Source organism: Pseudomonas sp. JY-Q, from assembly GCF_001655295.1.
Lineage (GTDB): Bacteria > Pseudomonadota > Gammaproteobacteria > Pseudomonadales > Pseudomonadaceae > Aquipseudomonas > Aquipseudomonas alloputida.
Map to the genome: position 1 here is coordinate 1,036,848 of NZ_CP011525.1, position 22,931 is coordinate 1,059,778.

A 22,931-nucleotide genomic window follows, 5' to 3' on the forward strand; every position below is an offset into this window, starting at 1 on the left:
CACCCCGCGTTTGCCCGGCGCTGGCGATCTCGTCCCGACAACAATTCCAAGGAGAACGCAGATGAACGCACCGCAATCCCCTAACAGCACCAAGGTCGAGCAGGTCAAGCTGCTGATCGACGGCCAGTGGGTCGAGTCCAAAACCACCGAATGGCGTGACATCGTCAACCCGGCCACCCAAGAGGTGCTGGCGCGCGTACCGTTCGCCACCGTCGAGGAAGTCGATGCAGCCGTGGCCGCTGCTCATCGCGCTTTCCAGACGTGGCGTAACACCCCGATCGGCGCGCGCATGCGCATCATGCTCAAGCTGCAGGCGCTGATCCGCGAACACACCAAACGCATTGCCCAGGTGCTCAGCGCCGAGCAGGGCAAAACCCTGGCCGACGCTGAAGGCGATATCTTCCGCGGCCTGGAAGTGGTCGAGCACGCGGCGTCCATTGGCACCCTGCAAATGGGCGAATTTGCCGAGAACGTCGCCGGCGGTGTCGATACCTACACCCTGCGCCAGCCGATCGGCGTATGCGCTGGCATCACCCCGTTCAACTTCCCGGCAATGATCCCGCTGTGGATGTTCCCTATGGCCATTGTCTGCGGCAACACGTTCGTGCTCAAACCGTCCGAGCAGGACCCGCTGTCGACCATGCTACTGGTCGAGCTGGCGCTGGAAGCCGGCGTACCGGCCGGTGTGCTGAACGTGGTGCACGGCGGTAAGCAGGTGGTGGATGCCATTTGCACCCACCAGGACATCAAGGCGATTTCCTTCGTGGGCTCGACTGAAGTCGGCACGCACGTTTACAACCTTGGCAGCCAGCATGGCAAGCGTGTGCAGTCAATGATGGGCGCCAAGAACCACGCGGTGGTGTTGCCTGATGCCAACCGCACACAAACCATCAATGCGCTGGTGGGTGCTGCCTTCGGCGCGGCGGGCCAGCGCTGCATGGCGACCTCGGTGGCGGTGTTGGTGGGCAAGGCCCGCGAATGGTTGCCGGATATCAAGGAGGCTGCCAGCAAGCTCAAGGTCAATGCTGGCTGTGAGCCGGGCACCGACGTTGGCCCGGTGGTATCCAAGCGTGCCAAGGAACGTGTGCTGGGCTTGATCGAAAGCGGTATCAAGGAAGGCGCCAAGCTGGAACTTGACGGCCGTGACGTCAAGGTGCCGGGCTACGAGCAAGGCAACTTCGTCGGCCCAACCCTGTTCTCGGGCGTGAAGACCGACATGCAGGTGTATACCCAGGAAATCTTCGGCCCGGTGCTGGTGACCCTGGAAGTCGATACGCTCGACGAGGCCATCGCCCTGGTCAACGCCAACCCGTTCGGCAACGGCACCGGCCTGTTCACCCAGAGCGGCGCTGCGGCCCGCAAGTTCCAGAGCGAAATCGATATTGGCCAGGTCGGCATCAACATCCCGATCCCGGTACCCGTACCGTTCTTCAGCTTCACCGGCTCGCGGGGTTCCAAACTCGGTGACCTCGGGCCTTACGGCAAGCAAGTGGTGCAGTTCTACACTCAGACCAAGACCGTCACGGCTCGCTGGTTCGATGACGACAGCGTCAACGACGGTGTGAACACCACCATTAGCCTGCGCTAAGGAGTACGTCATGCGTATCGCATTCATCGGCCTGGGCAACATGGGCGCGCCCATGGCCCGCAACCTGATCAAGGCCGGACATCAGCTGAACCTGTTCGACCTGAACAAGGCCGTGCTGGCCGAGCTGGCAGAACTGGGCGGGCAGATCAGCCCCTCGCCCAAGGACGCGGCGGCCAACAGCGAGCTGGTGATCACCATGCTGCCGGCCGCAGCCCATGTGCGCAGCGTGTACTTGAGCGAGGACGGCGTACTGGCCGGCATTCGCCCTGGCACGCCGACCGTTGACTGCAGCACCATCGACCCGCAGACCGCACGTGATGTGTCCAAGGCCGCAGCGGCAAAGGGTGTGGACATGGGGGATGCACCGGTTTCCGGTGGTACTGGCGGTGCGGCGGCCGGCACCCTGACGTTCATGGTCGGCGCCAGTACCGAGTTGTTCGCCAGCCTCAAGCCGGTACTGGAGCAGATGGGCCGCAACATCGTGCACTGCGGGGAAGTCGGTACCGGCCAGATCGCCAAGATCTGCAATAACCTGCTGCTCGGCATTTCGATGATCGGCGTGTCCGAGGCCATGGCCCTGGGTAACGCGTTGGGTATCGATACCAAGGTGCTGGCCGGCATCATCAACAGTTCGACCGGGCGTTGCTGGAGTTCGGACACCTACAACCCGTGGCCGGGCGTCATCGAAACCGCACCGGCATCGCGTGGCTACACCGGTGGCTTTGGCGCCGAACTCATGCTCAAGGACCTCGGTCTGGCTACCGAAGCGGCACGCCAGGCACACCAACCGGTGATTCTCGGTGCCGTGGCCCAGCAGTTGTACCAGGCCATGAGCCTGCGAGGCGAGGGTGGCAAGGACTTCTCGGCCATCGTCGAGGGTTATCGCAAGAAGGATTGATGCAAGAGGTGGACTTCATCGCGGGCCAGGTGGCCTTCCCTCTGTAACTGCGCACCAGAGGGAAGGGCGTCTGCTCCGCGATTTTTTTGTCCACGCTTACAGGTATTGCGCTGCCGTTGTAGGCGCGGGTTCACCCGCGAATGCTGCAGAAGCCTCACCGCCGCATTCGCAGCTAAACCCGCGCCTGCAGGTCAGGCGAAGACGAAATACTTACGTACAGTCTCGACCACTTCCCACGTACCTTTCATGCCCGGTTCGATCACGAACACATCACCCGCCTTCAGGTGCTTGGGCTCTTCGCCTTCCGGGGTAATGATGCAATAGCCATCGAGGAAGTGGCAGAACTCCCATTTATCGTAGTTGACCTCGAACTTGCCCGGGGTGCAGATCCAGGTGCCCATGATCTTGCTGCCGTCGGCCGACAGGTAGGCATTGAGGTTGACGGTGTGCGGATCGCCGCCGATGCGCTTCCACTTGGTGGCGTCCACGACCGGCGTCGGGCAGGTTTCGCGCAGGACGGTGATGAAATCGGACATGGCACAACTCCTGGTGACTGGCTGAATGACGGGTCACCATAGGCCCAACGGCCGCGCAGCAGTTGCCTGGGCTCGACGTCCAGGTGTCTGGTCGCGCTATGGCAGGCGGTTTACCTCGACAGTGATGTGCGCCAACTCTTCGTGCACGGCCAGGGCCTGGCGCACGCCGTCGGCATTCAGTGTGGCCTGGGTGGCCAGGCCAAGAATGCAGGCGTACTGGTCCCTGCCCACCCGCCAGACATGCAGGTCGGTGATACTGGCCGGCGCCGGCAATTGCGCGACCACTTCGCGGATTTCCGCCACAACCGGGGCGTCCATCTCGGCGTCCAGTAACACTCGCCCGGTATCGCGCAGCAGGCCACGGGCCCACAGCGCGACCAGCAGCGCACCGACGAGGCCCATCGCTGGGTCGAGCCAACTGGCGCCCCAGAACTTGCCGGCCAGCAAGGCAGCAATGGCCAGCACCGAAGTGGCGGCATCGGCCATCACATGCAGGTAGGCCGAGCGCAGGTTCAGGTCGTGGTGGTGGTGGTGGTGATGGTGATGGTGATGATCGTGGCTTTGAGGGTGATGGTCATGATGATGGTCATCGCGTAGCAGCCAGGCGCAGATGAGGTTGACGGCGAGGCCCGCCACGGCAATCAAGATCGCCTCGTCATAGTGGATCTGTCCCGGCACCAACAGCCGTTCCACCGACTGGAACGCCATCAGTCCGGCCACGCCCAGCAATAGCAATGCGCTGGAGTAGCCGCCGAGAATTTCGATCTTCCAGGTGCCGAAGGCAAAGCGCCGGTCACCTGCATAGCGCCGAGCGGCAGCGTAGGCCAGCAAGGACAGGCCAAGTGCCAGGGCGTGGGAGCTCATGTGCCAGCCGTCGGCCAGCAGCGCCATGGAGTTGAAGTACCAGCCTCCGGCAACCTCCGCCACCATCATCACTGCGGTCAGCCAAACCGCCAGGCGGGTTTTGCGCTCAGCGCCCAGGTTGCTGGTGTGGAACTGGTGGCTGTGCTGCCAGCGGTCTGAGGTTTGTGTCGCCATGGTTTATCATGCTCCCGGAAGATCGAGAAAAATACTATACCCCAGTATACCTAGCATGGCGTGAAACCCAATGGCACATACCCTGAAGAGCAAGAAGCAGCTGTTGACCCGGGTGCGCAAGATCAAAGGCCAAGCCGCCGCCCTGGAGACGGCGCTGGAGCAGGACAAGGACTGCCTGGCGATCCTGCAGCAGATCGCTGCCGTGCGCGGCGCGGTGAACGGGCTGATGGCCGAGGTGATGGAAGGGCACATCCGCGATCACCTCGTGGCGGACGGCCTGAGTGCCGAGGAACGGCAGGACGAGGCAGACAAGGTGGCGGCGTTGCTACGTTCTTATCTGAAGTAGGAGGTCGCCGTACCCTTTCACGAATACCCCAGGGGGGTATCAATACCTTCACGGTCCGAGCGGTACGCGAACGCGTTTGTGGAAGCAGGCGTGCCAGCGAAGGCTGTCAGTGGGTAAGGGTGGATACCAGTCCGGCGGCATAGCCTGGTAATGCCGCGAAATCCCGCGCGCACACCAGCAGCCGGCGGTTGGCCCATGGCTCCTGCAGCGCCACCCAGTGCAACGGCAGCATCCCTTGCCAGCGCTGCACTGCTGCCAGCGGCACCACCCCGATTCCGGCCCCGCCCGCGACCATGCGGATCACCCCATCAAACCCCTCTGCTCGTACCCGAACCTGCATGCGCTGCCCCTCGTGCAGCGCTTGCTCTTCCAGGTACAACCCCAGTGCACTGCCGGCCCCCAGGCCGACATAGCCATGGGCCAGGCTGTCGACGAAACTTGGCGCCAGCGCACTGGCCAGGGGGTGGCCCTGTGGCGTCACTAGCACCAGCGGGTCGTCTCGAAACGGCCGGGTCTGCAGGTGCTCGTTGGGGGCGGCTGTGGACACGATGCCCAGGTCGGCCATGCCTTGGGTAATTGCCTGCACGATGCGCAAACTTGGCAGCTCTTGCACATCCACGCTGACTCCAGGGTTTTCAGCCAGATAGCTGGCCAGCAGTTCGGGCAAGTATTCGGTCAGCGCTGCGGTGTTGCACAGCAGGCGCACTTGGCCTTGCTGCCCTTGCGCGTACAGGCCCAGGTCGAACTGCAGGCGTTCGACTTGCTGTGTTATCAGCCGTGCATGCTGCAAGAGTGCCTGGCCAGCCGGCGTTGGTTGGACGCCACGGCGGTTACGTTCCAGCAAGGGAATGCCCAGCGATGCTTCCATGGCGCGGATGCGCGCACTGGCTGCTGGCAGTGACAGATGGCTGCGGCTGGCGCCGGCGGTGATGTTGCCGCACTCCAGGGTGTGCTGGAACAGCTTGAGGTCGATCAGGTCGAAATGCATGTGGCTCTGTCCTGGCAAGAGGCTGGCTGAGTATATGGCAGATTCTCACGTCGCCCGGGGCACGGCATCATCGGCCCATGACTACCTTGCTCGCGTTTTACCAGAACATTGGCCCGGCACTGTCGTTGCTGGTTGTACTGACCTTTCTGATGGCGGGCGCAGTGAAGGGGGTCATCGGCCTGGGCCTGCCCACCATTGCCATGGGCCTGTTGGGCCTGGCTATGCCACCTGCGCAGGCTGCCGCGTTGTTGATCGTGCCCTCGACACTCACCAACCTGTGGCAGCTGGCCAGCGGCGGGCACCTGCGAGGGTTGTTGGTCCGCCTGGGGCCAATGCTGGCATTGATCGTTGTCGGCACCTTGCTGGGTAGCGCCTGGCTGGGAATCAGCAGTGGCCCCTGGGCGGGGCACGCGTTGGGGGCCGCCTTGCTGGTCTACGCGTTGTATGGGGTGGTCGGCCCGGGCCTGCAGGTGGGCCCGGGACACGAGCGCTGGCTGGGACCGCTTTGCGGGCTGGTCACGGGTGTGGTCACGGCGTCGACCGGAGTGTTCGTGATGCCAGCGGTACCTTACCTGCAGAGCCTGGGCTTGAGCCGCGAGCAGTTGATCCAGGCCCTGGGCCTGTCGTTTACGGTGTCGACCCTGGCCTTGGCCCTAGGCCTGGCCGGGCAGGACGCCTTGGGGGGCCAGGCGTTGGGGGCGTCGCTGCTGATGCTGGCGCCGGCTTTGCTCGGCATGCTGGCGGGCCAGTGGCTGCGTCAGCGGATCAGCGCGCTGCTGTTCAAGCGTTGCTTTTTCATCGGGCTGGCCGCACTCGGCGTCCATCTGCTGATCAACGGCTAGCGGACGAAGCGCTGAGCATGTCGACCCTCTGGATATCGAAATCGCGCTCCAGGTAATCCATGCGTTTTTCGAAGAAGGCAGCCATGTGCGGGAGGGCCGAGTGCACGTCCAGCGCAGCTTTGTCGGCCCACACTTCGAAGAACACAAACAGGCTCGGGTCCTGCTGGTCGCGCAGCATGTGGTATTCGATGCAGCCGGGTTCCTGGCGGCTTGGCTCGACGTAGGGACGGAACAGGTTTTCGAACGCATCAGCCATTTCCGGGCGGGTCTTGGCTTTGAGGATAAAGGCGAACGGCTCACTCATGGGGCGCTACTCGGTGATGGGGGGTGACGCTATTCTACGGCAATAATGTATTGCTCATTCGTGACTTCTGGTCAATTGTATTTTGCCCCGTCACCGCTGTATCCCGCCCCCGCGAGCCTCTAACCTGCCGGCATCAATTTTTGACTCGGCCGTGGAGGCCAGCATGAAAAAGATCCTTCTGCTCAATGGTGGTAAACAGTTCGCTCACTCCGAAGGCCGTCTCAACGCGACCTTGCACGAAGCGGCCATCGCTCACCTGGACCGCGCCGGCTTCGATGTGCGCCAGACGTTCATCGATGGCGGCTACGATGCCCAGGAAGAGGTGGAGAAATTCCTCTGGGCCGATGTGGTGATCTATCAGATGCCCGGCTGGTGGATGGGCGCGCCGTGGACCGTCAAGAAGTACATCGACGACGTGTTCACTGCCGGCCACGGCAGCCTGTATGCCAATGATGGCCGTACCCGTTCGGACCACTCGCAGAAATACGGCAGCGGTGGTTTGGTGCACGGCAAGCAATACATGTTGTCGCTGACCTGGAACGCGCCGCAGCAGGCGTTCGATGACCCCAGCGATTTCTTTGAAGGCAAAGGGGTGGATGCCGTGTACTTCCCGTTCCACAAGGCCAACCAGTTCCTGGGTATGACCGGCCTGCCGACCTTCCTGGCTGTGGATGTGATGAAGCGCCCGGATGTGCCGGCGGCACTGGCGGCCTACGAGGCGCATCTGGACAAGGTGTTCGGCAAGGCGATCTAATCCGGATTGATATCAGCCGCAGGCCTGAATGTGAAAACCCGATCCGAAGAACTCCAGGTATTCGTCGCCGTCATCGACTGCGGCTCGATTTCCGCTGCTGCCGAGCAGATGGGCCAGACCCCGTCTGCCGTCAGCCGCACCCTGTCGCGCCTGGAGGGCAAGCTGGGCACCACGCTGGTCAACCGCACCACCCGGCGCATGGACCTTACCGAAGAGGGGCGCTACTTTCTTGAGCGCTCGCGGCTGATCCTGCAGCAGATGGACGAGATGGAAGAGCGTCTGTCGATGAACCGCCAGACCCCGACCGGGCGATTGCGCATCAATGCCGCTGCGCCGTTCATGCTGCATGCCATCCTGCCGTGGATCGGCGAGTTCCGCCGCCAGTACCCGGGCATCGAACTGGAGCTCAACACCGACGACCTGATCATCGACCTGCTGGAGCAGAGCACTGATGTGGCGATCCGCATCGGAGAGCTGGCCGACTCCAGCCTGCACGCGCGCAGCCTGGGTTGTAGTCCGGTGCAGGTGCTGGCCAGTCCGGCCTACCTGGAGCAGCACGGCACGCCACGGCAGGTCGAGGAGCTGGCCAACCACTGTCTGCTCGGCTTCAGCCAACCGGAGTCGCTCAATCATTGGCCGCTACGTCACGCTCAGGGCGATCGCTGGAGCATCCGCCCGGCGTTGGTTGCTTCCAGCGGCGAAACCCTGCGCCAGCTGGCGTTGGCCGGGGAGGGCATCGTCAGCCTGTCGCACTTCATGACCCACGAAGATATCCGCACAGGGCGCCTGCAGGTGCTGCTGAGCGAGGCCAACAATGGCTACCGTCAGCCGATCCACGCGGTGTATTACCGCAACACCCAGTTGGCACTGCGCATCCAGTGCTTCCTGGATTTCATCCAGCGCCAGCTGGCGATGTACGCCTGCTGAGTTGCCTGATCGCGACAAATCCTGTCCACAGGCGGCGAAACTTCCGACGGTTGATTGCACAGTCGAAGCGCTTCGGCCTTACTGACTGCTCAACAAAAACAACACCAAGGAAGTGTCATGCGTATTGTCCCTTTCCAGTATCTGGCTCTCGCAGCCGCGATCCTGAGCTGTTCCTCAGTTTACGGCGCCACCCTGGAGGGCGGCGCGGTGGCCGCCCCCGATCAATATGGTGCACAGGTGGCCGCCGATATTCTGAAAAAGGGCGGCAACGCGGTGGACGCGGCAGTAGCGACCGCCTTCACCCTGGCGGTGACTTACCCAGAGGCCGGTAATATCGGCGGTGGCGGCTTCATGACCCTGTTTGTCGATGGCAAGCCTTACTTCCTCGACTACCGCGAAGTCGCGCCCAAGGCCGCCACGCGCAACATGTATCTGGACGACAAGGGCGAGGTCATCGAGAACCTCAGCCTGGTCGGGGCACGCGCCGCAGGCGTACCCGGTACGGTAATGGGCCTGTGGGAGGCGCACCAGAAGTTCGGCAAGCTGCCCTGGAGCGAGTTGCTGACCCCGGCCATCGGCTATGCGAAAAATGGCTTCAAGGTGGCGGAAAAGCAGTACCAGTACCGCAACGATGCCCAAGGCATGTTCAAGACGGCGACCAACTTCAACGATTACTTCGGCAACATGAAGGTCGGCGAGCTGTTCAAGCAGCCGGAAATGGCCCAGACCCTGGAGCGTATAGCCGCCAAGGGCGTGAGCGAGTTCTATCAAGGCAAGACCGCCGATTTGCTGGTGGCGCAGATGCAGGCTGACAAAGGCCTGATTACCAAAGATGACCTCAAGGATTACAAAGCGGTATGGCGTGAACCGATGGCCGTGAGCTGGCGTGGCAATGTGGTGTATACCGCGCCACCGCCGAGCTCAGGCGGTGTGGCGCTTGCCCAGTTGCTGGGCATCAAGGAAGACCGCGCGGCCGACTTTAAAGGTGTGGCGCATAACTCGGCGCAGTACATCCACCTGCTGGCCGAGATCGAGAAGCGGGTGTTCGCCGACCGCGCCGATTACCTGGGCGACCCGGCCTTCACCAAGGTGCCGGTGGACCAGTTGGTGGCCAAGGATTACCTGGCCAAGCGCGCAGCCCAAGTCAACCCGAAGGCCATTTCCGACACCGACAAGGTCAAGCCGGGCCTTGAGCCGCACCAGACCACGCATTTCTCGATCGTCGACAAGCAGGGCAACGCGGTCAGCAATACCTACACCCTCAACCTCGACTATGGCAGTGGTGTGGTGGTGAAGGGCGCTGGTTTCCTGCTCAACGACGAGATGGATGATTTCAGCGCCAAACCGGGGGCGGCGAACGCCTTTGGCGTGGTCGGCGGTGATGCCAACGCGATCGAACCAGGCAAGCGCATGCTGTCGTCGATGAGCCCCAGCCTGATGACCCGCGATGGCAAGGTCGAGCTGGTAATCGGTACCCCGGGTGGTTCACGGATCTTTACCTCGATCTTCCAGGTGATGAACAACCTGTACGACTACGGCATGCCGCTGGACAAGGCGGTGGCGGCGCAGCGCGTGCACCATCAGTTGCTGCCCAAGGACACCATCTACTTCGACAGCTATGCGCCACTGACCGGGCCGGTAGCTGATGAGCTGAAGAAGATGGGCTATGTGCTGGAGGACCAGGGCTGGGAGATGGGCGACATCCAGGCGATCCGCGTCGATGGGGCGAAGCTTGAGACCGCTTCCGACCCACGTGGGCGTGGGGTAGGGATGATCGTCAAGTAGTACCTGTCAGAACGCCGGGAGGGCTTTGCCCTCCTATCGCGACACAAGGCCGCTCCCACGAGGACCTGCGTTGGGGCCTTGTGTCGCGAAAGGGCCGCAAAGCGGCCCCAGGTTCCAAAGGTCAGACGCGGAACTGGCTGACCAGTGTCTGCAACTGCCCACCCAACCGCGCCAGCTCCACACTCGACGCTGCCGTCTCGTCACTGGCTGCTGCGGTTTGCTCTGACACATCACGCACATTCAGGATGCTTCGGCTGATCTCTTCAGCCACCGCACTCTGCTGCTCTGCCGCCGCAGCAATCTGCTGGTTCATCGACTGGATGCTCGATACCGTACTGGTAATGCTCTCCAGCGATGACCCGGCCTTTCGCGCCAGTTCGACGCTGCTGTCGGTCAGGGTACGGCTGCCCTGCATGGCATTCGCCACTTGCTGGGTACCGTGCTGCAGGCTGGCAATCAGTTCTTCGATCTCTTCGGTAGACTTCTGCGTGCGCTGGGCCAGGCCGCGCACTTCGTCGGCAACCACGGCAAAGCCACGGCCTGCCTCGCCGGCACGCGCTGCCTCGATCGCTGCGTTGAGCGCCAGCAGGTTGGTCTGTTCGGCCACCGACTTGATCACGTCCATCACGCTACCAATTTTCTGGCTTTCCTGCTGCAGCAGGTTCATGGCCTCGGTGGAACGGTGCATGTCTTCGGCCAGGCGTTCGATCTGGCCAATCGCTTCGCCCACCACGCGGTCGCCGGCACGGGCTTCGTCATCGGCACCTGTAGCTGCATGTGAGGCCTGCTCGGCATTGCGCGCCACTTCCTGAACGGTAGCGGCCATTTCGTGCATGGCGGTGGCCACCTGGTCGGTCTCGACTTTCTGGCTGTTGGCGCCCGCGCTGGTCTGTTCGGTGACTGCCGACAGCTCTTCGGCGGCGCTGGCAATCTGGGTGACGCCATCGCGGATGCCGCTGATCAGCTCGCGCAGGGTGGTGCCCATGCGCGCGATGCCTTGCTGCAGCACGCCCAGTTCGTCACGGCGGGTGACGCGCATGTGCTGGGTAAGGTCGCCACTGGCGATTTTTTCCACGGCCACCAGGGTGTCTTGCAACGGGCGCGTGATCTGGCGGGTGATCAGCACCGCCGCCAGCACGCCGACCAGCAGCGCCAGCAGTGTGGCGATGGCCTGCAGGCTGCGGGCCTGGGTACTCTCGATGTCACGGCGCTCTAGCTGGATCTGGTACAACGCGTCGCTGCGCTTGACGATGTCGGCACCCTGCACGGTCATTTCGGCGCGCGAGGTGGTGATGTTGGCAACCGCGTCGCGGAACTGGCGTACGGCGTCACGATAGGCCAGTACTGCGTTTTCGAACTGTTGCAGGCGCGCGTCTTCGCTGGGCAGCTGGCGCTTGAGGTTGTCGATATCGGCCAGTGCCGCATCCAGCTGGCGCAGGGCGGCCTGCTCGTTGGCGCTGCTGTTCTCGGCGATGTAGCCACGCACATCGATGCGTACCTGCAGCAATTGCTGGCGGGCCTTGCTGATCAGCTGGTACTGGGCCAGGCGCGTACTGTCAGCCTCGGGGCGAGCCATCACCTCCTGGCTGAGCGCATCCATGGCCTGGTCGGCGCGGATGGCCGAGCTGTTCATGGAAACGCGCGCTGCGCGGGTGGCGTCGTAGCCCTGGCGCATCTTGTTCAGCGACAGCTTGTAGGCGCTGATGGTATCGCCCAGCTCACCCAGCAGCTTGACGTTCTCCGGGCTTTTGAAGGTGGTGGCCAGGTAGGCCTGCTGCTTGCTGAATGCGTCCAGCTTGGCCAGGGTGTTGGCGGCGGCGGTATCGTCGCCGTTGGCGATCATGTACTGCAGGCGCGCAATGCGCAGATCGGTGAGGTCCTTGTTCAACTGGCCAATATCGCCCATCCAGTTGCTACGGTCGATCAGGCTGCCCAGGCTGGTCCAGCCGGTGAGGGCCAGCAGGCCAGTGAGGACCAGCACCAGGCCGAAGCCCAGGCCGAGTTTAAGGTTGACGCTGATGTTGGCGAACCAGCTGTTCATGCACGCTCTCCAGAAGTTGATTTCGCTCTCTTGATCTTCGATCGCCAGGCGTTTTTGTTCTGGATGCCCGCTGATTCGTGCAGGGGTTATCGGCCATGATTGGGGAAGCTGAAACGCTTTTTCAGCAAAATGTCAGCAAGCGGTCTCACTCGGTCCCTGTTGCACCGGGTATCAGAGGGTGCGTGCACTGAAGGTGTCGCAGCGGTTCACTTCACCTTCGGCAAACCCGGCCTTGAACCAGCGCACCCGCTGCGCCGAGGTACCGTGGGTGAACGAGTCTGGCACTACGCGCCCGCGGCTTTGCTGCTGCAGGCGGTCGTCGCCAATGGCATTGGCCGCATTCAGCGCTTCCTCGACATCGCCTGGCTCCAGCCAGTTCAGGCGTTTCTGCGCCTGGTATGCCCATACCCCGGCCAGACAGTCGGCCTGCAACTCCTGGCGCACCAACAGGCCGTTGTCGCCCTCCATGCGCTGGCCGGCGCGTCGTGCGGCGTCGACCTTGGCCGAAACGCCCAGCAGTGTCTGCACATGGTGACCGATTTCATGGGCGATCACGTAGGCCTGGGCGAAGTCGCCAGCTGCAGCGAAGCGGGTTTCCATTTCACGGAAGAACGACATGTCCAGGTACACCCGCTGGTCCGCCGGGCAATAGAACGGCCCAACCGCTGCCGAGGCAAATCCGCAGGCCGAATTGACCTGGCCGCTGAACAGGACCAGTTTGGGGTCACGGTATTGTTTGCCGGCCTCGGCGAACAGGGCTTTCCAGGTGTCTTCGGTGTCACCCAGAACCGAGGCGACGAACTCGGCTTGCTGGTCGTTGGCCGGTGGCGCCTTGCCGCCCGCACCACTGGGCGCCGTCTGCTGTTGTTGCTGCTCCATCTGCCCGGCAAGCTGGCCAAGAATCTGCAACGGGTCCTGCCCGGTGAGCCAGCCGATGCCGACGATCAGCAGGATTGCCCCAAGCCCCAGCCCCTTGCCGCCGCCGAAACGCATGCCGCCGCCGCCACCTTCGCCTCGGGCATCGACCACGTTGTCGCTGCGTCGGCCTTTTCGCCATTCCATGAATGCTCTCCGAGCGTGAAACAAGAAGACAAAGATTAGTTCACGAAGGTGGAACCTGTCAGGCCGAGGTGTTTATCCATAACCATTTGGTTATGTATCAAGGGGTCGATTTCAATGTTCATCGCCCGCGACCTGCCGGAAACTGTAAGTCCGCCTGCCACACTCAGGCGTTCTCATAATTCCAAGAGAGGAAACCGGCATGCCCGCCCAGGACAACAGCCGCTTCGTGATCCGTGATCGCAATTGGCACCCCAAAGCCCTTACGCCTGACTACAAGACGTCCATTGCCCGCTCGCCGCGCCAGGCACTGGTCAGCATTCCGCAGTCGATCAGCGAAACCACTGGTCCGGACTTTTCCCACCTGGGCTTCGGCGCCCACGACCATGACCTGCTGCTGAACTTCAATAATGGTGGGCTGCCCATTGGCGAGCGCATCATCGTCGCCGGCCGTGTCGTCGACCAGTACGGCAAGCCTGTGCCGAACACTCTGGTGGAGATGTGGCAAGCCAACGCCGGCGGCCGCTATCGCCACAAGAACGATCGCTACCTGGCGCCGCTGGACCCGAACTTCGGTGGTGTTGGCCGGTGCCTGACCGACCGTGACGGCTACTACAGCTTCCGCACCATCAAGCCGGGCCCGTACCCATGGCGCAACGGCCCGAACGACTGGCGCCCGGCGCATATCCACTTCGCCATCAGCGGCCCATCGATCGCCACCAAGCTGATCACCCAGCTGTACTTCGAAGGTGACCCGCTGATCCCGATGTGCCCGATCGTCAAGTCGATCGCCAACCCGCAAGCCGTGCAGCAGTTGATCGCCAAGCTCGACATGAGCAACGCCAACCCGATGGACTGCCTGGCCTACCGCTTCGACATCGTGCTGCGCGGCCAGCGCAAGACCCACTTCGAAAACTGCTGAGGACCCCGCCATGCCAATCGAACTGCTGCCGGAAACCCCTTCGCAGACTGCCGGCCCCTACGTGCACATCGGCCTGGCCCTGGAAGCGGCCGGCAACCCGACCCGCGATCAGGAAATCTGGAACCGCCTGGCCAAGCCAGACGCGCCAGGCGAGCACATTCTGCTGCTCGGCCAGGTGTATGACGGTAATGGCCACCTGGTGCGCGACTCGTTCCTGGAAGTGTGGCAGGCCGACGCTAACGGCGAGTACCAGGATGCCTACAACCTGGAAAACGCCTTCAACAGCTTCGGCCGCACCGCCACGACCTTCGATGCCGGTGAGTGGACGCTGCACACGGTCAAGCCGGGTGTGGTGAACAACGCTGCGGGCGTGCCGATGGCGCCGCACATCAACATCAGCCTGTTTGCCCGTGGCATCAACATCCACCTGCACACGCGCCTGTATTTCGATGATGAGGCCCAGGCCAATGCCAAGTGCCCGGTGCTCAACCTGATCGAGCAGCCGCAGCGGCGTGAAACCTTGATTGCCAAGCGTTGCGAAGTGGATGGGAAGACGGCGTACCGCTTTGATATCCGTATTCAGGGGGAAGGGGAGACCGTTTTCTTCGACTTCTGAGGTGACGCTTGGGGCCGCTCTGCGGCCCATTCGCGGGCAAGCCCGCTCCTACAACGATCTGCGTACGCCGAGCAATGGCTGTGCACCGAGCAATCGGCTGTACGCTGAGCAATGGGCTGTACGCCGATCAATGTAGGAGCGGGCTTGCCCGCGAATGGGCTGCAAAGCAGCCCCGGCAATACAACGATCAGCGCCGAACCAGCAGAACCCCACTCTCCATATGGTGGGTATACGGGAACTGGTCAAACAATGCACAGCGCTCGATGCGGTGGGTGTCCTGCAACTGGGCGATGTTCGCTGCCAGCGTTTCCGGGTTGCACGAGATGTACAGGATGCGTTCGAAACGCCGGGTCAGCTCGCAGGTATCCGGGTCCATCCCTGCCCGCGGTGGGTCGACGAACACTGTGCCGAACTCATAGCGCTTCAGGTCGATGCCTTCCAGGCGACGGAACGGCCGCACCTCATTCAGTGCCTGGGTCAGCTCCTCTGCCGACAAGCGTACCAGCCGCACGTTATCCACAGCGTTTTCGTCAAGGTTGCTCAGTGCGGCATTGACCGACGTCTTGCTGATTTCGGTGGCCAGCACCTGGCGTACACGCGTGGCCAGCGGCAGGGTGAAGTTGCCGTTGCCGCAATACAGTTCCAGCAAGTCATCCTCACGATCGCCCATGGCCTCGAAGGCCCAGCTGAGCATCTTCTGGTTCACTGCGCCGTTGGGCTGAGTGAACGCACCCTCCGGCTGGCGGTAACTGAACACGCGGCCAGCCACATCGAGTTTTTCCACCGCGTAGTCGCGGCCGATAACCAGGCGCTTGCCCTTGGAACGGCCGATGACGCTCACCCCCAGCGCTTCAGCCAGTTGCCGTGCTTCCACTTCCCAGGCCTCGTCCAGCGGGCGGTGATAGCACATCGTGATCATCGCATCGCCAGCCAGGGTGGTGAGGAACTCCACCTGGAACAGGCGGTTGCCCAGTTCTTCGCTGGCCTGCCAGGCTGCCTTCAGGCGTGGCATCAACGCGTTGATGCGTTCGCTGGCAATGGGGAAATCGTCGATCAGGATTGCTTTGTGCTTCTCGCCTGGGGCGAACATGGCGTAGTGGCGCTGGCCATCCTCGCGCCACAGACGGAACTCGGCGCGCAGGCGGTAATGCTCGCGCGGTGAGTCGAAAACAGCCGGTTCCGGCGCGCCGAATGGCGCCAGCAGCTCGCGCAGCCGGGCCACCTTGGCGTCCAGTTGGGTGGCGTAGGAGGAGGGGTCGAAAGCAGCACTCATGCGTTGAACCAGCCTAGCTTGATGACGAACAGGATGGAAAGGATCACCAGGGCCGGGTTCAGGTCGCGACGGCGGCCGGAAATCAGTTTGACGGCGGTCCAGGCGATAAAGCCGAAGGCGATACCATTGGCGATCGAGTACGTCAGCGGCATGGCCAAGGCAGTTACCACCACCGGTGCGGCTTCGGTGACGTCGTCCCAGTTTATTTCCGCCAGGCCCGAGGCCATCAGCACCGCGACGAACAGCAGCGCCGGAGCGGTGGCGAACGCCGGCACGCTGCCGGCCAGGGGGGCGAAGAACAGCGCCAGCAGGAACAGCACGGCAACCACGATGGCCGTCAGGCCGGTGCGGCCACCGGCGCTCACACCCGCAGCGGACTCGATATAGCTGGTGGTGGTCGAGGTGCCCAGCAGGGAGCCGGCCATGGCGGCGGTGCTGTCGGCGATCAGGGCGCGGCCCATCTTCGGCATGTGGCCGTCCTTGCCCATCAGGCCTGCGCGCTTGGCCACGGCGATCAGGGTGCCGGAGTTGTCGAACAGGTCGACGAACAGGAACGCGAAGATCACGCTGATCAGGCCCACATCGAGGGCACCGGCGATGTCCAGCTGCAGGAAGGTGGGTGCCAGCGAAGGTGGCATCGACACGATCCCGCCGAACGGCGTGACGCCCATGGCGATCGACGCGACGGTGACGGCCAGGATGCCGATCAGCACCGCGCCGCGCACTTTCAGCGACTCAAGGCCGACGATCAGGAAGAAGCCCAGTGTGGCGAGAATCACCGACGGCTGCTTGAGGTCGCCCATGCCCACCAAAGTGGCTGGGTTATCGACGACGATACCGGCGTTATGCAGGGCGATCAGTGCCAGGAACAGGCCGATACCGGCGGCAATCGCCGAACGCAGCGGCAGCGGGATGCTGTTCACGATCCACTCGCGGATGCGGAAGATCGACAGCAGGAAGAACATCACCGCCGACAGGAACACGGCACCCAGTGCCACCTGCCAGGTGTGGCCCATGTGCAGCACCACGGTGTAGGTGAAGAACGCGTTCAGGCCCATGCCCGGTGCCAGGGCGATCGGGTAGTTGGCAATCAGGCCCATGGTGGCGGAGCCGATGGCCGCTGCCAGGCAGGTGGCAACGAAGATCGCGCCTTTGTCCATGCCGGTCTCGCCGAGGATGCTCGGGTTGACGAACAGGATGTAGGCCATGGCCAGGAAGGTGGTGACGCCCGCGAGAATCTCGGTGCGCACGTTGGTGTTGTGTGCTCTTAGTTGAAACAGCCTTTCCAGCATGCCCGCTCCCCAAGGCGCCCCCGGCGCCATGAATGTATCGACCCCATCAGCAAAGCACAGACCGTACCGGATGCTGTGGTTTTGTGTGGGGAGGAAAAAAGCCGCGCATGATACCAGCATGCATGGCGGGGGCCTATGGCCGTTGGGGAATGGGTTTTTCTGGCCCTGCGCGGGTAACGTCCCCTGCAGGCGCGGGCTTGCCCGCGAACAGGCCGGCACGGGTGACGCATCACCCGTTATGCAACCGATCCCGCTTGGCCAGGGTAGGGAACAGTTTTATCCACACCCCGGTCACCACCAAGGTGCCCACCCCGCCCAGCACTACCGCCGGCACTGTACCAAACCAGTGCGCGGTCACCCCCGATTCGAACTCACCGAGCTGGTTCGAGGCACCGATGAACAAGCCGTTCACTGCGCTCACCCGCCCACGCATTTCATCCGGTGTCTCCAGCTGCACGAACGAACTGCGAATGACCATGCTGATCATGTCTGCCGCACCCAGTACCACCAGTACCGCCAGCGAGAACCAGAACGAGGTCGACAGGCCGAAGGCGATGGTTGCCACGCCGAACACGCCGACCGCAGTGAACATCGTCCGCCCGACGTTGCGCTGGAACGGGAAGCGCGCCAGCCAGAGCGACATCAGCAACGCCCCCACCGCTGGCGCCGAGCGCAACAGGCCAAGCCCCATCGGACCGGTCAGCAGGATGTCTTTGGCAAATACCGGCAGCAACGCGGTGGCCCCGCCCAACAATACGGCGAACAGGTCCAGCGAGATGGCGCCGAGGATGTCGGGCCGGCTGCGAATGAAGCGGATGCCAGCCAGCAGCGATTCGATGCTGGCGCGCCCGCGCTGTGCGACCTGGCCGCGCGCCTGCAGGCTCAGGGTCAGCACGCAGGCAATGGCGTACAAGGCCACCGTCGGGCCGTACACCCACATGCTGCCAAAGGCATACAGGAAACCGCCCACCGCCGGCGCCACGATGGTTGCCGACTGGGTGGCCGAGGCCGACGCCGCCACTGCCCGCGGGAACAGCCCGGCCGGTACCACATTGGGCAACAACGCCTGGGTTGCCGGCATTTCGAATGAGCGGCTGGCGCCGAGCAGGAAGGCCAGGGCAAAGATCAGTTCGCGGGTGACGTTGTCGGTGGCACTGCCCACCGCCAGCGCCAGGGCAATCAGCCCCTGAAGGCTTTGGCACAGGGCGGCGACCTTGCGCCTGTCATAGCGGTCGGCGACATGGCCGGTGTGCAGCATGAACAGCACCCGTGGGGCGAACTCGACCAGGCCGACCAGGCCCAGGTCCAGGACGTTGCCGGTCAATTGGTAGAGGTGCCAGCCGATGGCCACGGTGAGCATCTGGAAGCCGCTGGCGGTGAACACGCGGGCCAGCCAGAAGGCCAAAAAAGGACGATGGTGACGCAACAACTGCGGTGCGGAATCGGACATCGGAAACCAGGGGCCTCGGCGCAGTAGAGGGGGTGCGCAGCGTATCACCTGTTTGTAACAAACGGTTACTGTTTGCTCGGGTCGGCACTTTTCCACTGTTAATTAAAGAGGGTGAGGCAACAGGTCACGCGGCAATCCACCACACGGCCCACCGGGCCATTCGGGACTATGCTTCCTAGCATTAATTGATCTGGGTCAATCGTTCCAGATCAATGAAATGGCCGCCTGGCCGGAATCCCTGCGATCGAACAGAACAATTCAAACACGCCGTACTCGACCCAGTGGGGGCAGTGGGCGACGGGGCCACAAGCCCGGCCGCCGGATTATCTGAAGAGGAAGCACCATGTTCGGAATAGAAGCCTTAGAGCTCGCCCGAATGCAGTTTGCCTTTACCGTGTCGTTCCACATCCTGTTCCCGGCCATCACCATTGGCCTGGCCAGCTACCTGGCAGTCCTCGAAGGCCTATGGCTGCGGACCCACAACCAGGTCTACCGTGACCTCTATCACTTCTGGTCGAAGATCTTCGCCGTCAACTTCGGCATGGGCGTCGTCTCCGGCCTGGTCATGGCCTACCAGTTCGGCACCAACTGGAGCCGCTTCTCCGACTTTGCCGGCGCCGTCACCGGCCCGCTGCTCACCTACGAAGTACTGACTGCGTTCTTCCTCGAAGCCGGCTTCCTGGGCGTCATGCTGTTTGGCTGGAACCGCGTCGGCCGTGGTCTGCACTTCTTCTCCACGGTGATGGTAGCGCTCGGTACGCTGGTCTCGACCTTCTGGATTCTCGCCTCGAACAGCTGGATGCAAACCCCGCAAGGTCACGAGATCATCGATGGTCGGGTGGTGCCGGTGGACTGGTTTGCGGTGGTGTTCAACCCCTCCTTCCCCTACCGCCTGATGCACATGGCCACTGCCGCGTTCGTGTCCACCGCGTTCTTCGTCGGTGCCTCGGCGGCCTGGCACCTGCTGCGCGGGCGTGACAACCCGGCCGTGCGCAAGATGCTGTCGATGGCCATGTGGATGGCACTGATCGTCGCCCCGATTCAGGCAGTGATCGGCGATTTCCACGGCCTCAATACCCTCAAGCACCAGCCGGTGAAAATTGCCGCGATCGAAGGCCATTGGGAGAACGTGCCCGGTGAGCCGACGCCGCTGATCCTGTTCGGCATTCCCGACATGGAGGCCGAGACTACCCGGTTCAAGATCGAGATCCCGGCGCTCGGCAGCCTGATCCTGACTCACAGCCTGGACCAGCAGGTGCCGGCGATGAAGGAGTTCCCGCCTGAGGACCGGCCTAATTCGACCATTGTGTTCTGGTCGTTCCGGATCATGGTCGGGCTTGGTTTCCTGATGATCTTCGTTGGCCTGTGGAGCCTGTGGTTGCGCAAACGCGGCACGCTGTACAGTTCACGCCCGTTCCTGCATGTGGCCCTGTGGATGGGTCCATCCGGGCTGGTCGCGCTGCTGGCCGGCTGGTTCACCACCGAAATTGGCCGCCAGCCCTGGGTGGTGTACGGCCTGATGCGCACGGCGGACGGTGTTTCCAACCACAGCTACGCCCAGCTCGGCTTCACCCTTGTGGCGTTCGTGGTGGTGTACTTCGCCCTGTTTGGCACCGGCCTTGGCTACATGATGCGCCTGGTACGCAAAGGGCCGCAGACCGGCGAGGGTGACGAGCACACACCGGGAGGCCCAGGCCAGAAACGCACGCCGGCACGGCCTTTGTCCGCCGCCGATGATGGCCGCGAGGCCACCTCTGCCAGCCTGAACGAGGGGAACTGAACCATGGGTATCGACCTTCCACTGATCTGGGCCGTGATCATCATCTTCGGCGTCATGATGTACGTGGTGATGGACGGATTCGACCTGGGGATCGGCATGCTCTTCCCCTTCGTCAAGGGCGAGCAGGACCGTGATGTCATGATGAACACTGTCGCGCCGGTATGGGACGGCAACGAAACCTGGTTGATCCTGGGCGGTGCCGGACTGTTCGGTGCCTTCCCGATGGCGTATGCCGTGGTTCTCGAGGCCCTGTACCTGCCCCTGATCCTGATGCTGATCGGCCTGATTTTCCGAGGCGTGGCCTTCGAGTTCCGCTTCAAGGCCAAGGCCGACAAACGGCACATCTGGGACAAGGCTTTTATCTGGGGTTCGCTGATCGCCACCTTCTTCCAGGGTGTGGCGCTGGGCGCGTTCCTGGAGGGGTTCAAGGTGGTCGACCGGCATTTTGCCGGTGGCACCCTGGACTGGCTGACCCCATTCAGCCTGTTCTGCGGGCTGGGGTTGATCGTGGCCTACACCTTGCTGGGTTGCACCTGGCTGATCATGAAGACCGAAGGGCCGCTGCAGCAGAAGATGCACGATATGGCCCGGCCGCTGGCGCTGGTGCTGCTGGTGGTGATCGGTATCGTCAGCCTGTGGACGCCCATCGCCTACCCGCAGATTGCCGACCGCTGGTTCAGCATGCCCAACCTGATCTGGTTCATGCCGGTACCGCTACTGGTGCTGGTGACCTTCTACGGGTTGCTCAAAGCGGTGGCACGCAACGCGCACTACACGCCGTTCCTGCTCACGCTGGTACTGATCTTCCTTGGCTACAGCGGCTTGGGAATCAGCCTGTGGCCTAACATCATCCCGCCGTCGATTTCGATCTGGGATGCCGCAGCGCCACCGCAAAGCCAGGGCTTCATGCTGGTGGGTACCCTGTTCATCCTGCCGTTTATCCTGATGTATACCTTCTGGAGCTACTATGTGTTCCGCGGCAAGGTCACCCACGAAGACGGCTACCACTAGGAGGGCCGCATGATGGCTGGCAAACATGGTTTGGAAGACAAGAAACCGCTGTGGCAGCGACTGGGCTGGCTGTTGCTGATCTGGGCAATGAGCGTCGCAGCGCTGGGTGTGGCGGCCTGGGTGATGCGGCTGTTCATGGGGGCGGCGGGCCTGACCACACATTGATAAAGAGCGGCAGCGGGCTTGCCCGCGAAGCAGGCAACGCGCTAGATGGCACCGGCGTTGCCAGTGTTCGCGGGCAAGCCCGCTCCTACGGGGGCGGTGGCGCGCCTACTTGCGGGCTTTCAGAATGACGAACTTGGGCGTTGCCGCCACCTGCTCCACCCCCCGGAACAACCGCGCCAGCTTGCTGTGATAGCCCAGGTGCCGGTTACCCACGATGTACAGCGCCCCACCTACCACCAGCGCTTCACGCGCCTGCTGGAACATGCGCCAGGCGAGGAAATCGCCCACTACCTGCTGTTGATGGAACGGCGGGTTGCACAGCACCACGTCCAGCGACTGCTTCTCCAGCCCGGCCAGGCCATCGGCCGCGAAGAAGGTCGCCGGGCGCTCGCCCAACGCTGCCAGCCAGTTCTCCTGCGCCGATTGCACTGCCATGTACGACTCGTCGACCAGGGTGTACTCGGCATCCGGGTTGGCCAGGGCGCTGGCGATCGCGAGTACGCCGTTGCCGCAGCCCAGGTCTGCCACCCGCGCACGGCCAAGGTCGCGTGGTAGATGCGGGAGGAACGCCCGCGTCCCGATATCCAGGCCTTCACGGCAGAACACGTTGGCGTGGTTGACCAAGTCAAGTGCCGGCGCGTCGAGCCGGTAGCAGCTGGGATAGGGGGACTTGGCGAGCGGCCGCTCGGCAACCGTTGCTGTCAGCAAACGGGCCTTTTTCAGTGCCAGCGAAGCCTGTACGGGGCCGATGTACTTCTCCATCAGGTCGCCGGCCGCCCGTGGCAGGTGCTTGATCATTGCCCCAGCAATCACCTGCGCACCGGGTGCCAGCTGGCCTTGCAGGCGGATCAGTTGTTCTTCGAGCAGGGCCAAGGTCTTGGGCACACGCACCAGCACCCGGTCGAACGGGCCTTGCCAGTGTTCGCTGGCCGGTACGAACGGCACACTGTCGAACGGCAGGCCATTGCGCGCCAGGTTCTTATCCAGGGCCAGGTGCCCCAGGTGCGAGTCACCGCTGCTGACCACCTGCAGCTGGCCCGCAAGGCTTGCGGCCAAGGCACCGAAGCTGTCATTGAGCACCAGGACCCGGCAATTGGCGTCGGGTGCCTGATCGTGTAGCTGCGCAAGCAGGTACTCGTCGGCGGCATCGAAGGCCTGCAACGGGTCGTTGGCCTGCTCCGGCTGGCGGATCAGGTCGAGTTCGGCGTAGGGGGTGGTCAACAGGGGCATGGCGTCTGGCTCGGGTATGAAACTGCCCGTTGCGGTTCGCTCCGGGCTTTGCCGGGCGATTCTACAGGGCTTTGCCCGAGGTCGCA

22 protein-coding genes are annotated in these 22,931 nt (G+C 63.0%); 12 read left to right on the top strand and 10 right to left on the bottom strand.

The window, feature by feature from the left end; all coding sequences use genetic code 11:
• Positions 1 to 61: 61 nt before the first annotated feature.
• Positions 62 to 1,588 (top strand): CoA-acylating methylmalonate-semialdehyde dehydrogenase, encoded by a 1,527-nt coding sequence (locus AA098_RS04555; protein WP_003251574.1) that lies wholly within the window; start codon positions 62 to 64, stop codon positions 1,586 to 1,588.
• A 10-nt stretch (positions 1,589 to 1,598) separates the two neighbouring features.
• A complete protein-coding gene (gene mmsB, locus AA098_RS04560) occupies positions 1,599 to 2,486 on the top strand; it encodes a 3-hydroxyisobutyrate dehydrogenase (RefSeq protein WP_003251576.1) in 888 nt (295 codons plus the stop codon).
• Between the two features lie 191 nt (positions 2,487 to 2,677).
• On the opposite strand, the gene AA098_RS04565 is transcribed toward mmsB, so the two are convergent.
• Both AA098_RS04565 and dmeF read right to left on the bottom strand, forming a co-directional pair.
• Complete coding sequence (locus AA098_RS04565) at positions 2,678 to 3,022, bottom strand: cupin domain-containing protein (protein ID WP_003251579.1); 345 nt, start codon at positions 3,020 to 3,022, stop codon at positions 2,678 to 2,680.
• A gap of 96 nt (positions 3,023 to 3,118) precedes the next feature.
• Complete coding sequence (dmeF, locus tag AA098_RS04570) at positions 3,119 to 4,060, bottom strand: CDF family Co(II)/Ni(II) efflux transporter DmeF (RefSeq protein ID WP_064613894.1); 942 nt, start codon at positions 4,058 to 4,060, stop codon at positions 3,119 to 3,121.
• A gap of 70 nt (positions 4,061 to 4,130) precedes the next feature.
• On the opposite strand from dmeF, the gene AA098_RS04575 reads away from it, so the two are divergent.
• A complete protein-coding gene (locus AA098_RS04575) occupies positions 4,131 to 4,406 on the top strand; it encodes a metal/formaldehyde-sensitive transcriptional repressor (RefSeq protein ID WP_003251584.1) in 276 nt (91 codons plus the stop codon).
• Between the two features lie 106 nt (positions 4,407 to 4,512).
• Here the strand turns inward: AA098_RS04575 and AA098_RS04580 are convergent, their stop codons facing one another.
• Complete coding sequence (locus AA098_RS04580) at positions 4,513 to 5,394, bottom strand: LysR substrate-binding domain-containing protein (RefSeq protein ID WP_064613895.1); 882 nt, start codon at positions 5,392 to 5,394, stop codon at positions 4,513 to 4,515.
• Between the two features lie 77 nt (positions 5,395 to 5,471).
• Between AA098_RS04580 and AA098_RS04585 the strand changes: the two genes are divergently transcribed.
• Entirely contained in the window at positions 5,472 to 6,236 is a 765-nt protein-coding gene (locus tag AA098_RS04585; protein WP_064613896.1) for a sulfite exporter TauE/SafE family protein, read from the top strand.
• On the opposite strand, the gene AA098_RS04590 is transcribed toward AA098_RS04585, so the two are convergent.
• Positions 6,226 to 6,540 carry a putative quinol monooxygenase gene (locus tag AA098_RS04590; protein WP_003251589.1) on the bottom strand — a complete coding sequence of 105 codons (315 nt, stop codon included), beginning with the start codon at positions 6,538 to 6,540 and terminating at the stop codon, positions 6,226 to 6,228. The genes AA098_RS04585 and AA098_RS04590 overlap by 11 nt on opposite strands.
• Positions 6,541 to 6,703: 163 nt before the next feature.
• Here AA098_RS04590 and AA098_RS04595 point away from each other — a divergent pair, with 163 nt between their 5' ends.
• The 3 genes from AA098_RS04595 (at position 6,704) to ggt (ending at position 10,006) form a co-directional block, all read left to right on the top strand.
• Positions 6,704 to 7,294, top strand: a complete 591-nt coding sequence (locus AA098_RS04595; protein ID WP_003251592.1) for an NAD(P)H-dependent oxidoreductase — start codon at positions 6,704 to 6,706, stop codon at positions 7,292 to 7,294.
• A gap of 30 nt (positions 7,295 to 7,324) precedes the next feature.
• The gene (locus tag AA098_RS04600; protein ID WP_064615166.1) at positions 7,325 to 8,221 is read left to right on the top strand and encodes a LysR family transcriptional regulator; all 897 of its coding nucleotides are present in this window, start codon (positions 7,325 to 7,327) and stop codon (positions 8,219 to 8,221) included.
• 117 nt (positions 8,222 to 8,338) lie between these two features.
• Positions 8,339 to 10,006 carry a gamma-glutamyltransferase gene (ggt, locus tag AA098_RS04605; RefSeq protein ID WP_003251594.1) on the top strand — a complete coding sequence of 556 codons (1,668 nt, stop codon included), beginning with the start codon at positions 8,339 to 8,341 and terminating at the stop codon, positions 10,004 to 10,006.
• A gap of 121 nt (positions 10,007 to 10,127) precedes the next feature.
• Here the strand turns inward: ggt and AA098_RS04610 are convergent, their stop codons facing one another.
• Together AA098_RS04610 and AA098_RS04615 are read right to left on the bottom strand one after the other, a co-directional pair.
• Positions 10,128 to 12,095 (bottom strand): methyl-accepting chemotaxis protein, encoded by a 1,968-nt coding sequence (locus tag AA098_RS04610; protein ID WP_371914703.1) that lies wholly within the window; start codon positions 12,093 to 12,095, stop codon positions 10,128 to 10,130.
• A 123-nt stretch (positions 12,096 to 12,218) separates the two neighbouring features.
• Entirely contained in the window at positions 12,219 to 13,109 is an 891-nt protein-coding gene (locus tag AA098_RS04615; RefSeq protein ID WP_003251596.1) for a neutral zinc metallopeptidase, read from the bottom strand.
• Between the two features lie 199 nt (positions 13,110 to 13,308).
• Here AA098_RS04615 and pcaH point away from each other — a divergent pair, with 199 nt between their 5' ends.
• Both pcaH and pcaG read left to right on the top strand, forming a co-directional pair.
• Positions 13,309 to 14,028: a protocatechuate 3,4-dioxygenase subunit beta gene (gene pcaH, locus AA098_RS04620; RefSeq protein WP_003251597.1), complete on the top strand. Its 720-nt coding sequence runs from the start codon at positions 13,309 to 13,311 to the stop codon at positions 14,026 to 14,028.
• A 10-nt stretch (positions 14,029 to 14,038) separates the two neighbouring features.
• A complete protein-coding gene (pcaG, locus tag AA098_RS04625; protein ID WP_003251601.1) occupies positions 14,039 to 14,644 on the top strand; it encodes a protocatechuate 3,4-dioxygenase subunit alpha in 606 nt (201 codons plus the stop codon).
• A 187-nt stretch (positions 14,645 to 14,831) separates the two neighbouring features.
• Here the strand turns inward: pcaG and trmA are convergent, their stop codons facing one another.
• The 3 genes from trmA to AA098_RS04640 all read right to left on the bottom strand — a co-directional run bounded on the left by trmA (position 14,832) and on the right by AA098_RS04640 (position 18,659).
• Complete coding sequence (gene trmA / locus AA098_RS04630; protein ID WP_054889683.1) at positions 14,832 to 15,917, bottom strand: tRNA (uridine(54)-C5)-methyltransferase TrmA; 1,086 nt, start codon at positions 15,915 to 15,917, stop codon at positions 14,832 to 14,834.
• On the bottom strand, positions 15,914 to 17,209 hold the full coding sequence (locus AA098_RS04635) for an NCS2 family permease (RefSeq protein ID WP_003251606.1): 1,296 nt from the start codon (positions 17,207 to 17,209) through the stop codon (positions 15,914 to 15,916). Before AA098_RS04635 ends, trmA begins: the two co-directional genes overlap by 4 nt.
• A 229-nt stretch (positions 17,210 to 17,438) precedes the next feature.
• Positions 17,439 to 18,659: an MFS transporter gene (locus AA098_RS04640; RefSeq protein WP_010955310.1), complete on the bottom strand. Its 1,221-nt coding sequence runs from the start codon at positions 18,657 to 18,659 to the stop codon at positions 17,439 to 17,441.
• A 343-nt stretch (positions 18,660 to 19,002) separates the two neighbouring features.
• Between AA098_RS04640 and AA098_RS04645 the strand changes: the two genes are divergently transcribed.
• From AA098_RS04645 to AA098_RS04655, 3 genes are read left to right on the top strand one after another with little or no spacing between them, the layout of a single operon-like run.
• Positions 19,003 to 20,439, top strand: coding sequence for a cytochrome ubiquinol oxidase subunit I (locus tag AA098_RS04645; RefSeq protein WP_003251610.1), 1,437 nt, complete (start codon positions 19,003 to 19,005; stop codon positions 20,437 to 20,439).
• A 3-nt stretch (positions 20,440 to 20,442) separates the two neighbouring features.
• Positions 20,443 to 21,450, top strand: coding sequence for a cytochrome d ubiquinol oxidase subunit II (gene cydB, locus AA098_RS04650; protein ID WP_003251612.1), 1,008 nt, complete (start codon positions 20,443 to 20,445; stop codon positions 21,448 to 21,450).
• Between the two features lie 9 nt (positions 21,451 to 21,459).
• Complete coding sequence (locus tag AA098_RS04655; protein ID WP_003251614.1) at positions 21,460 to 21,615, top strand: DUF2474 domain-containing protein; 156 nt, start codon at positions 21,460 to 21,462, stop codon at positions 21,613 to 21,615.
• A gap of 105 nt (positions 21,616 to 21,720) precedes the next feature.
• On the opposite strand, the gene AA098_RS04660 is transcribed toward AA098_RS04655, so the two are convergent.
• On the bottom strand, positions 21,721 to 22,845 hold the full coding sequence (locus AA098_RS04660; RefSeq protein WP_064613897.1) for a methyltransferase: 1,125 nt from the start codon (positions 22,843 to 22,845) through the stop codon (positions 21,721 to 21,723).
• Positions 22,846 to 22,931: the final 86 nt, after the last annotated feature.

Coding starts and splice junctions, on each gene's coding strand:
- AA098_RS04555 (WP_003251574.1), top strand. CDS start 62: ATGAACGCACCGCAATCCCCTAACAGCACCAAGGTCGAGCAGGTCAAG.
- mmsB (WP_003251576.1), top strand. CDS start 1,599: ATGCGTATCGCATTCATCGGCCTGGGCAACATGGGCGCGCCCATGGCC.
- AA098_RS04565 (WP_003251579.1), bottom strand. CDS start 3,022: ATGTCCGATTTCATCACCGTCCTGCGCGAAACCTGCCCGACGCCGGTC.
- dmeF (WP_064613894.1), bottom strand. CDS start 4,060: ATGGCGACACAAACCTCAGACCGCTGGCAGCACAGCCACCAGTTCCAC.
- AA098_RS04575 (WP_003251584.1), top strand. CDS start 4,131: ATGGCACATACCCTGAAGAGCAAGAAGCAGCTGTTGACCCGGGTGCGC.
- AA098_RS04580 (WP_064613895.1), bottom strand. CDS start 5,394: ATGCATTTCGACCTGATCGACCTCAAGCTGTTCCAGCACACCCTGGAG.
- AA098_RS04585 (WP_064613896.1), top strand. CDS start 5,472: ATGACTACCTTGCTCGCGTTTTACCAGAACATTGGCCCGGCACTGTCG.
- AA098_RS04590 (WP_003251589.1), bottom strand. CDS start 6,540: ATGAGTGAGCCGTTCGCCTTTATCCTCAAAGCCAAGACCCGCCCGGAA.
- AA098_RS04595 (WP_003251592.1), top strand. CDS start 6,704: ATGAAAAAGATCCTTCTGCTCAATGGTGGTAAACAGTTCGCTCACTCC.
- ggt (WP_003251594.1), top strand. CDS start 8,339: ATGCGTATTGTCCCTTTCCAGTATCTGGCTCTCGCAGCCGCGATCCTG.
- AA098_RS04615 (WP_003251596.1), bottom strand. CDS start 13,109: ATGGAATGGCGAAAAGGCCGACGCAGCGACAACGTGGTCGATGCCCGA.
- pcaH (WP_003251597.1), top strand. CDS start 13,309: ATGCCCGCCCAGGACAACAGCCGCTTCGTGATCCGTGATCGCAATTGG.
- pcaG (WP_003251601.1), top strand. CDS start 14,039: ATGCCAATCGAACTGCTGCCGGAAACCCCTTCGCAGACTGCCGGCCCC.
- trmA (WP_054889683.1), bottom strand. CDS start 15,917: ATGAGTGCTGCTTTCGACCCCTCCTCCTACGCCACCCAACTGGACGCC.
- AA098_RS04635 (WP_003251606.1), bottom strand. CDS start 17,209: ATGCTGGAAAGGCTGTTTCAACTAAGAGCACACAACACCAACGTGCGC.
- AA098_RS04640 (WP_010955310.1), bottom strand. CDS start 18,659: ATGTCCGATTCCGCACCGCAGTTGTTGCGTCACCATCGTCCTTTTTTG.
- AA098_RS04645 (WP_003251610.1), top strand. CDS start 19,003: ATGTTCGGAATAGAAGCCTTAGAGCTCGCCCGAATGCAGTTTGCCTTT.
- cydB (WP_003251612.1), top strand. CDS start 20,443: ATGGGTATCGACCTTCCACTGATCTGGGCCGTGATCATCATCTTCGGC.
- AA098_RS04655 (WP_003251614.1), top strand. CDS start 21,460: ATGATGGCTGGCAAACATGGTTTGGAAGACAAGAAACCGCTGTGGCAG.
- AA098_RS04660 (WP_064613897.1), bottom strand. CDS start 22,845: ATGCCCCTGTTGACCACCCCCTACGCCGAACTCGACCTGATCCGCCAG.